10 protein-coding genes are annotated in these 9038 nt (G+C 42.9%); 8 read left to right on the forward strand and 2 right to left on the reverse strand.

Translation table 11 applies throughout. The annotated features are described in order from the left end of the window. The first annotated feature begins 142 nt into the window (after positions 1-142). From ACUVJL_RS24135 to ACUVJL_RS24145, 3 genes are all read left to right on the forward strand, one after another. Positions 143-286, forward strand: coding sequence for a DUF4058 family protein (locus ACUVJL_RS24135; RefSeq protein ID WP_445248155.1), 144 nt, complete (start codon positions 143-145; stop codon positions 284-286). A 130-nt stretch (positions 287-416) separates the two neighbouring features. Further along, entirely contained in the window at positions 417-1298 is an 882-nt protein-coding gene (locus tag ACUVJL_RS24140; RefSeq protein ID WP_445248156.1) for a hypothetical protein, read from the forward strand. Further along, positions 1255-2850, forward strand: a complete 1596-nt coding sequence (locus tag ACUVJL_RS24145) for a tetratricopeptide repeat protein (protein WP_445248157.1) — start codon at positions 1255-1257, stop codon at positions 2848-2850. The genes ACUVJL_RS24140 and ACUVJL_RS24145 overlap by 44 nt, the downstream gene beginning before the upstream one ends. A 25-nt stretch (positions 2851-2875) precedes the next feature. Here ACUVJL_RS24145 and ACUVJL_RS24150 read toward each other — a convergent pair whose 3' ends face one another. Together ACUVJL_RS24150 and ACUVJL_RS24155 are read right to left on the reverse strand one after the other, a co-directional pair. Beyond that, a complete protein-coding gene (locus ACUVJL_RS24150; RefSeq protein WP_445248158.1) occupies positions 2876-3811 on the reverse strand; it encodes a DUF1350 family protein in 936 nt (311 codons plus the stop codon). Positions 3812-3910: 99 nt separating this feature from the next. Continuing rightward, positions 3911-4717: a hypothetical protein gene (locus tag ACUVJL_RS24155; protein ID WP_445248159.1), complete on the reverse strand. Its 807-nt coding sequence runs from the start codon at positions 4715-4717 to the stop codon at positions 3911-3913. 502 nt (positions 4718-5219) lie between these two features. Between ACUVJL_RS24155 and ACUVJL_RS24160 the strand changes: the two genes are divergently transcribed. The 5 genes from ACUVJL_RS24160 to ACUVJL_RS24180 form a co-directional block, all read left to right on the forward strand. After that, on the forward strand, positions 5220-5438 hold the full coding sequence (locus ACUVJL_RS24160) for a DUF3285 domain-containing protein (protein ID WP_190662634.1): 219 nt from the start codon (positions 5220-5222) through the stop codon (positions 5436-5438). A 207-nt stretch (positions 5439-5645) separates the two neighbouring features. Beyond that, the gene (ybeY, locus tag ACUVJL_RS24165; protein ID WP_445248160.1) at positions 5646-6182 is read left to right on the forward strand and encodes an rRNA maturation RNase YbeY; all 537 of its coding nucleotides are present in this window, start codon (positions 5646-5648) and stop codon (positions 6180-6182) included. A 161-nt stretch (positions 6183-6343) separates the two neighbouring features. Next, positions 6344-6853 (forward strand): diacylglycerol kinase, encoded by a 510-nt coding sequence (locus ACUVJL_RS24170; RefSeq protein WP_445248161.1) that lies wholly within the window; start codon positions 6344-6346, stop codon positions 6851-6853. A 205-nt stretch (positions 6854-7058) separates the two neighbouring features. Continuing rightward, on the forward strand, positions 7059-7646 hold the full coding sequence (locus tag ACUVJL_RS24175) for an aminodeoxychorismate/anthranilate synthase component II (protein WP_333240826.1): 588 nt from the start codon (positions 7059-7061) through the stop codon (positions 7644-7646). A 297-nt stretch (positions 7647-7943) separates the two neighbouring features. Further along, positions 7944-9038, forward strand: a 1095-nt coding sequence (locus ACUVJL_RS24180) for an RNA-guided endonuclease InsQ/TnpB family protein (protein WP_445248162.1), incomplete at its 3' end; no start/stop codon positions are given.

Raw genomic sequence — 9038 nt, forward strand, 5'->3', positions numbered from 1 at the left:
GTAGATTTACACGGCTAATTAGACCTCTTCCAAAAATCCTTTTCAACAATTGATGGGACGGGCAAGATGCCCATCCCACACTAGTTATTTTTCTTGTGGGTTGGGCATCTTGCCCGTCCTATTTTTGCAAGAGGTCTATTAAATGGGGGTTTACGATCGCGCCGCCTATGATTTTAGAATCGATTACACCGCCGCACCCCGAAGTGCGCTGTCGGAAACTGATGCTGATTGGGCGGATGTTTTTTTGCGGGAGAAGAGATCGATCGGACGATCGAGGGATGTTTAAGTGCGATCGCTCACATATCTTGCAAGATGTGAGTTAAAATAGGCTTTCAAAAGCTCCACATTCTGACAACCCGCGATCGGTGCAGGCTATAGGTTCAATCTAAAATCTCAAATCCCAAATCTAAAACCCGATGACTTCACTGCCAGCCAACCGCGCCAAAACACTCAAAGAAGCTTACCGCGCTTGCAATGTCAAGCCTCTAACGGGCGAAAATATGGCGCGATATTATGTTGACTTGTCCGCAGTACCCAACACTGAAGCCATCGAAGGTGTCAGCACAGATTTGGATATTCATGAACCGGGAGAATTTGATACAATTTTGTTTACCGGGGATAGGGAATGTGGCAAAAGTACAGAGTTAAAACGCATTCAGTCGCAGTGCGAAAACGCATATCGGGTGATTTACAGAGAATTCGATTGGGAACGGGATGTTAATGATGCTGAATATACCGATATATATTTGCTTTTTATCAAAAAATTAGCTGATGATTTAACTGAATTACGCCTGAAGTTTGACCCCAAACTCTTAGATAGTTTTGAAGCGTGGTTTAAAGATGTTACTGAAGAAACTGAAGCCACTGTTCAATCTTCCGTCAGCTTAAGCCAGCAGCGGGTTGATGTAAGTGCCATATTTGTCGATCGACAGCAGTTACTAGATTTGGTAAAAGCTAGCGGTGGCGATGTGCGACATTTGATGCAAGTAAGTCGATCGGCTTGCCAAACTGCGATTACTCGCAAACACAGTAAAATTTGGGCGGAAAATGTAACTTACGCTTTCAAGCAACAGCAATTTGAATTTGGAAAATCTACTACTGAACCAGAATATTATACAAAATTACCGGAAGTTGGCATCAAGAAAGAGATTACTAAAGATGAAAGGGGACAAAACTTATTATTCAATCTTTCCCTTTTGGAATACAACGGCAATAGTCGGTGGAATTATGTCAACCCACTCGTAAAACAAAGCTATGCTTTCCAACAAGCCCTTGAATCAATCGAGGCCAATCCCTGAAATAGACCGGCAAAGGATAATTGAACTAAATCAAGAGTCTTTTGACCAATTGCTGACGTTTGTCGATATTGTTCCCGACAATGCCTTTGATTTGGGATTTATCGAAAGTAATTTTGCGAAGGATAGGGATGCGATTATTCAGGCATTAATTAGCCATCCTGATTGTCAAGAGATGCAGTTTGAGGTTTGGGATTTTCCCGAGCCCGATCTCCGCTGTTTGATAGATGAAATTCTTAAGGTTTTGCCAACAGTCAAAGTTCAACCACACAAGAAGTTAATTTTAATTGTGCGGGGGTTGGAACATTCGATCGGGATTACGGGGGAAGATCCGCCGATCCTGGTAGATTTTAATGGGGTGCGAGATGCTTATCCGATTAAAGTGCCGCATCCAATGCTTTTTTGTTTGCCGCATTATGCGATTACGCGAATTGCTAATTTTGCGCCGGATTTGTGGGCTAAAAATTCGGGGACTTTTGTGTTCAAAACTCCTGCAAATACTAGAGATGATGCTGTTTCTCAAACTCTGGATGCTAGCAAGGGGATTACAAATTGCGAGGTGCCGGAAAAGCAGGAACGCATCGATTTATTAAAACGATTCTTGATGGAATATACTCCCTCGCATGGGCGCAAGCAAACTGAAGGGAATTTGAAAAATCGCATCAGAATTTTGAATGAGTTGGGAATTGCTCATCGCAGCCGGAGTGAATACCCCGCAGCAAAATACTATCTAGAACAAGCGTTAGATTTGGCGAAAGATGATGAAGAATTAAGATATTTAAAAGCCAATACTTTGCATGAATTAGGAATAAGTTATGCGAATCAAGGGGAAGTAGCCACGGCGATCGCACTTTATGAACAATCTCTCGAAATTAAGGAAAAGATTGGCGATGTTCAAGGGAAAGCTGCTACTTTGCACCAACTAGCAGGAATTTATGCCAAACAAGAGGAAGTAGCCACGGCGATCGCATTTTATCAAGAATCTCTGGAACTTCAGGAAAAAATTGGCGATGTTCTAGGGAAAGCTGCTACTTTGCCCCAACTAGCAATAATTTATGCGAATCAAGGGGAAGTAGCCAAGGCGATCGCACTTTATGAAAAATCTCTGGAACTTCAGGAACAGATTGGCAATGTTCAAGGGAAAGCTGCTACTTTGCACCAACTAGCAGGAATTTATGCCAATCAAGGGGAAGTAGCCAAGGCGATCGCATTTTATGAAGAATCTCTCGAACTTAAGGAAAACATTGGCAATCTTCAAGGGAAAGCTGCTACTTTGCACTGTCTAGCAATAATTTATGCGACTCAAGGGGAAGTAGCCAAGGCGATCGCATTTTATCAACAATCTCTCGAACTTAAGGAACAGATTGGCGATAGTCGAGGGAAAGCTGCTACTTTCGCAATGTTAGGACAGTTGTTAGCAGATAAGAAGGGAGATTTTGGCAAAGCCTTGAATTATTTACAGCAATCTTTGGACATTTTGCAGCATTTGCGATCGCCCGACGCGGAGACAGTGAGGCAACTTATTGCTGGGGTTCAGCAGAGGGCTGGAAATTGAGGGTGAGTTGGCAGTTTATACAATGTTAAGCGCTTAACCGCTTTTTCAAAGCATCCAAAAAATGAACAGACCAATATTCAAGAAAGCGCCTTTTCAGAGGTTTGATGAATTTATCCCAAGGATTGAGGTCAACAATATAATAACCGATTTGGATGCCAATCGGCTCTAAATGTTTGCCTTCTATTTCCTTGCTCAATAAAGGCAATTTTCTATTACTTAGCTGTTCTATGAGCCAAAGTACATCGCTGTTTTTTTGTTGTTCCGGACTTTTGTTGATATCATTGGTAGAACCAGCAATTTTATCTCGATCGAAAGAAATTATTGCAGTTAAATTAAACAGAGAACTATTAGCAATAAAGCATTGAGTTTGTTCTCTGGTTGGTAGCACTCCTAAGCGGAATTTGTCTAACAATTGTGCTAGCGATCGCACTGGAATAGCGCTCTCTGTATTGCTGATATCAGGAGCAAGTAATAAGGACGGCTGGCCTTTAATTGAAGGTCTGTCGATACCCAGACTTTCGATTAACCTTTGAATCTGTTCGTAGTCAGGGCCATCACAGAATTTATCCACCATATTTGGATACTGATCGTCGCTTAAAAGTTCTAAAAGAGCAATGTACTTGCATCCCAGACTGTGACCGACCCAAAAATAACTCGATGGTTCTTGATAAATTTCGCTTTCATAGCCTAATCTTTGAGCAATTTTGGTCAGTTCTGTTCTCAGTATCTCCTGCTCTTTTAATAACCCAATAGCGATCGGCCAGTGACGAAAAGTAAATCTAAACGGCAAAGCAACTACGGTATAACCTTCTTCAAACAACTGCTGTAAAAAATATCGATAAAACAAAGTTGGCAAACTACCAAAAAAAGTTCCACCAATAAATTGAACAACACCTTTTGGCTGGGGATGAACAGCTACCCAACTAAAAGAAACAGGCTGAAATTTAAATGAGTTCGACATGGGAATAAAGCTCAGTGAGTGTATAAGTGGGCGTAATTAAACGTAAGTAAACGTAAGGTGGGCAATGCCCACCCTACAGTTACTTACCCTTTAACAGTTCTAGATGCTAGACATTCTGACAGGAATATCGATTTTTTCCATCACTGTATTTAGGTCTTTCAAATTGACCTCACTGGTATCGAGTTGGGCTAGCAGTTGCACTAGCATTTGAGATTTTTTTGAATTGTCGGCTTCCAAACTAGCCAAGTCAAAATTACCCTTGCGTAACTTTTCCAAAAACGGCTCAAGAGTTCCTAAATCGATCAAGATTGTTGACACTACTTCAGGAGGAATTTCGTTCAAGGCTTTTCCACTGGCGATCGCTAAAGTGTAATTGATTTGATCGAAGTCTAGTTCAGTATTAGCTGGTGATGGGAAATTATTCGGCAAGAAAGTACCGCGAATTTCGGGATTCAATAATACCTTGACTGGTGGAAGCAAAACATCGTTTTGGCTCGGAAATAGCGGAAATAGTGAGACATATCCGCGCACTTCCAACAAACCTGGAGTCAGAGCTTGTGGCAGAATGGGCAACAATTGAACAGATGCAGTTTTGTGAGCGGGTATTGTGAAAAATCCGCGATATACCTCAGGTTTTCCCGGCTGCTGAGTCAGAGGTATAGTGATGTTAAGGCCTTCCACGTCAACAACTAAGAAAGCGTTGTTGAGCAAGATTTTATTCGGATCTGCCGGCACGGGTAAGCTGATGGCAAACTCAATCCGATATTGCCAGTCGATCGGTTCAAGATTGGAGATGGTTAGAAAGTATCCCTGAACGACTCGGCGAGCCACTGGGAGGAGTGCTGGAGGGAGGCCGATCACAGGTGCGATTGGTGCGGTGAGGATTTCAAATGTGGAAATTTCCATGTTCTTGTCAGAGTAATTTAACTTTTTGGGCTAGTCTTTACCCGGAAAAATTTGTTTCTGTTTTTCCGTGGCTATATCTATGAATAACTTCCGGTCGCGGTTGGTTAACACCGGAAAAATTTGTTTCTGTTTTTCCGTGGCTATATCTATGAATAACTGCCGGTCGCGGTTGGTTAACAGTCGCTTTTTCTGGTGACACTCATTAGAGTTAACTTAAGTGAGTGTCGCTTGAGTGTGGGACTTGACAATTGAAAAATTTTTGTTAAAGCGCACAGGAACACGGATCGGAAATTTAATTTATCCTCGTGTATCTGAAGAGGAAAATAAAATATCGAATTGATAATCACCCCGATCGCACATTAATCTGTTGGTATAATCCCCGTTCCAGGGGCCCGCGGCGATCGAAAAACTAAAAACAGCTACACAAAACGTTACATATTTGTTAATATCGGGACGAGCCTGTCCTCAGCAGCGCCTCTGTTAACCTTCTAAACTAACGAGTATGAGTCAACCTCCCTCAGCAATTCCCGCCTCGGAAGAGTCCGCCGAAACCCCGACAGCCCCGACAAACAATGCACCTCCACCGAGTTATGTCAAGCTGGCGATGCGGAACATGGTTCGCAAGCGGGCGACTTCTCTGTTTCATTTTGCCTTGACAGCGGCCGGACTTTTAGGCGTACTCGTCGGTTTGGCATTTCTCGATCGATATTTCAATTCTTAATTGGGGATTCAAACAATCAGCCTCTAATTTCCGCTGATGTTTTTCATCTTTCTTAATCGGGAGTTAAGGTGATGGTATTCCCGGGCTGTTGCAATCTTCAACAGATTATTGTAAGGTGCCTGCTGAAAGCAAAAAGTAATTCTGCTCGATCGCGCAATTGGAGATTGTAAAAAAATTGAATATATCGCTTGACAGGAGATTATAAAAATGCTAATCGAGGTGAACGTCGAAGACTGTTACGGGCTCGCCCAGCAGTCAGCCGACGCTTCCAACCTCCCTGAGAGTGCAGCCAGCGGGGAGATTTCAGCCGAAACATGGGAAAATTGGTTTAGCGTTTGGCTGGAAAACCAGGAAGCGTATGTGCCAGTCGCTCCGGGCTACGAAGTCAGTCTGCGTTTAACCGCCGATCACCAGATGCAAAGCCTCAACCTCCAGTACCGTCAGCTCGATCGACCGACGGATGTCCTAGCTTTCGCAGCTTTAGAGGTAGACTGTCCTCAGCTAGAGGAAATGCAGTCATCTGAACCCCTATACTTGGGTGATATCGTCATCTCGATCGATACAGCTCAGCGACAAGCCCAGCAGCAAGGACATTCCCTGAAGACCGAACTAGCTTGGCTCGCAGCCCACGGTTTTCTGCACCTTTTGGGGTGGGATCACCCGGATGAAGAAAGTCTGGCTCAAATGCTCGATCGACAAGAAACATTGCTGCAGGCGATCGGTCTTGCGGTCCAAACAGCATAACAGAAGTTGATGGTTACTTAACAAATCATGTCAAGCCCAACATAACTTTCTGAAATTACACCAAAACTTTAGTAAAAACTTAGGAAAGTTACCGAGACTTGAGGAAATTAATTTGAAAAGTCTAGCTTTCATTCATCTCTGGAACTTAAAGTTGGTTGTTTATGACACTAAATAAACCCTCAATTTCATCAAAAATCGCACAGTTTCTGCCCATGCCTCAAGACTCTTCCACCCCGACAGTCCACGAGTCTAAAAAAGCCTTGAAATACAACCGAGATTTGTCCTGGAAAATCGCATCTAGCTTAGCTACGAGTTTTATATACGCTTGGGGGGGTCTGAGTTATGCTTTTGAAACTCAGCGAAATTTTCGGATTCACACTGTTATAGGAACATTGGCGATCGGACTGGGGCTATTTTTGCACTTGAAACCTGTAGAAATATCTGTGGTAGGTGTCACCATTGGCATAGTTTTAGCAATGGAACTGTTGAATACGGCGATCGAATCGGTGGTAGACTTGACCGTCGGGCAATCTTGTCACGAACTAGCCAGAATTGCCAAAGACTGCGCTGCCGGAGCAGTTCTGGTATCGGCCATGGCTGCGATCATCGTCGGTGCTGCACTTCTGCTTCCTCCTTTGTGGGCAGTCGTTCAAATTGCGATCGCCCGTTAGTAACTTATGGGGCGATTAAGATCCCGATAGCTTCGCTTTACGCAAATTTTAGGTTTTAGATGACCAATTTGAGGTTTTTAGTTTTATTTGTCTATATTGCAGCTATTTTTATCTTCGGCATTTCTCTAAAATCTTGAAACCCTTGCTTTCAGGCAGGGAGTCAATCTAAAATCTAAAATCTAAAACCTAAAATCTAACTTAACCCGTGATTATAGTCATCGATAACTACGACAGTTTTACATACAATTTGGTACAGTATCTAGGAGAACTAGGTGCTGAGTTGCCCGTAGCAAGCGAAGTGCAAGTCTATCGCAACGACCAAATTTCCTTAGCCGAAATTCGCCAATTGCAGCCAGCAGCAGTGGTGATTTCTCCAGGCCCGGGGCGACCGGAAGATGCGGGAATTTCTCTGGAATTAATCAAAGAATTGGGGCCGACTCTACCAATCTTAGGCGTGTGCCTCGGACATCAAAGTATCGGTCAAGTATTCGGTGGCAAAATAGTTTCTGCACCCGTGTTGATGCACGGCAAAACTTCTCAGGTAGAACACGCAGGAGTCGGAGTTTTTCAGGGCGTGGAATCGCCGATGATTGCAACTCGCTATCACAGTTTGGTAATTGAAAAGCAGAGTTGTCCTGAAGTTTTGGAAATTACGGCTTGGGTGGAAGACGGAACTATTATGGGCGTGCGGCACCGGGAATATCCGCATATTGAAGGTGTGCAGTTTCACCCGGAAAGTATTTTGACGACTTCGGGAAAGCAATTATTGCGAAATTTCTTGGAACGGCTTTAGTTTGGTTTTGAATTTTGAGTGTTTGTCTGAATCTTTCGGGTGCGGAATCCACACCTGACTGTTCAAATCATCTAAATTTTTAGGGTGGGCATTGCGAACTTTACGGTTGAAATTCTGTGAAGCTTTCGGGGGGGGCAATGCTCACACGGTAAAAGTAGGGTGTACATTTCACACCTGACGGTGTTTTGTGGTATTGTGAAACTTCATTAAGTTTGTAAGCATCAATCAAGAATAGTAGTATCTTATTATCATAGTAATCGAGTAAAAAACACATGACTTAAAGGATGGAAACCTTAAATGCAACTAGCAGAGAGGCACATCATTAAATCTACGGAACATCGTTTCGCCCAGATTGATGAATTAGCCTTTAAATCCAAGAATCTCTACAATGCCGCCAACTACGTCATTCGTCAGAGTTTTACTTATGGATGGGGTTACATCAACTACAACGAGATGAACCGTTTGATGAAATCTCATCAAGCATACAAGACAATGCCCGCCAAGGTTAGTCAACAAATCTTGATGGTATTGGACAAGAATTGGAAATCGTTTTTTGAAGCAGTCAAAGCTTACAAAATTGATTCGTCTAAATTCACGGGTCGTCCGAAGCTACCGAAATATAAGGATAAAGCCAAGGGTCGTAATATTCTTATCTATACGATTCAGGCGATTAGCAGTAAGCAATTGAAGAAAGGAATTATCAAGCTTTCCGGTACGGAAATTTTAATCAAAACCAAAGTAAATCCCGCTAAAATTTGCCAAGTTAGGCTGGTTCCCAAATGTGATTCGTATGTGATTGAGGTGATTTATAATGAGCCGGAGTCCACCGTCAGTAACGATATTTTGGCAGCTAGTATTGATTTAGGACTGAATAATTTAGTGGCGTTAACTTCAAATCAGCCGGGTTTCATTCCTCTCCTGATTAACGGGCGACCATTAAAATCGATTAACCAGTTCTACAACAAACGCTCTTCACACTTACAATCTCAGTTAAAAGGAAGTCGCAAGAGTTCGCCCCGCATTCAGCGCTTAACTCGCTGTCGCCACCAAAAAGTCGATAATTACTTGCATCACGCCAGTCGGCTAATAATCGGTATCTTGGTCGCCAAACAAATTGGGACGCTAGTAATTGGCAAGAATGCACAATGGAAAACCGAGATTGATTTAGGAAAGCAAACCAACCAAAATTTCGTTAGTATTCCTCACGCTCGATTAATTGAGATGTTGGAATACAAAGCTCGACTGGTTGGGATTAAGGTGCTCGTGCAAGAAGAATCTTACACATCTAAGTCGAACTTCCTGAATCTAGATCCGATTCCTGTGTACGGGCATACTGGCACTGATGATGTCGCATTTAGCGGTAAGCGAATCAAGAGAGGTTTGTACAGAACA

Source organism: Microcoleus sp. OTE_8_concoct_300 (assembly GCF_031383065.1).
Lineage (GTDB): Bacteria > Cyanobacteriota > Cyanobacteriia > Cyanobacteriales > Microcoleaceae > Microcoleus.

Bases quoted from the DNA above. Each gene is read 5' to 3' on its own strand.
- ACUVJL_RS24150 (WP_445248158.1), bottom strand. From the start codon at position 3,811: ATGTCGAACTCATTTAAATTTCAGCCTGTTTCTTTTAGTTGGGTAGCT.
- ACUVJL_RS24145 (WP_445248157.1), top strand. From the start codon at position 1,255: ATGCTTTCCAACAAGCCCTTGAATCAATCGAGGCCAATCCCTGAAATA.
- ACUVJL_RS24140 (WP_445248156.1), top strand. From the start codon at position 417: ATGACTTCACTGCCAGCCAACCGCGCCAAAACACTCAAAGAAGCTTAC.
- ACUVJL_RS24170 (WP_445248161.1), top strand. From the start codon at position 6,344: ATGACACTAAATAAACCCTCAATTTCATCAAAAATCGCACAGTTTCTG.
- ACUVJL_RS24135 (WP_445248155.1), top strand. From the start codon at position 143: ATGGGGGTTTACGATCGCGCCGCCTATGATTTTAGAATCGATTACACC.
- ACUVJL_RS24155 (WP_445248159.1), bottom strand. From the start codon at position 4,717: ATGGAAATTTCCACATTTGAAATCCTCACCGCACCAATCGCACCTGTG.
- ybeY (WP_445248160.1), top strand. From the start codon at position 5,646: ATGCTAATCGAGGTGAACGTCGAAGACTGTTACGGGCTCGCCCAGCAG.
- ACUVJL_RS24160 (WP_190662634.1), top strand. From the start codon at position 5,220: ATGAGTCAACCTCCCTCAGCAATTCCCGCCTCGGAAGAGTCCGCCGAA.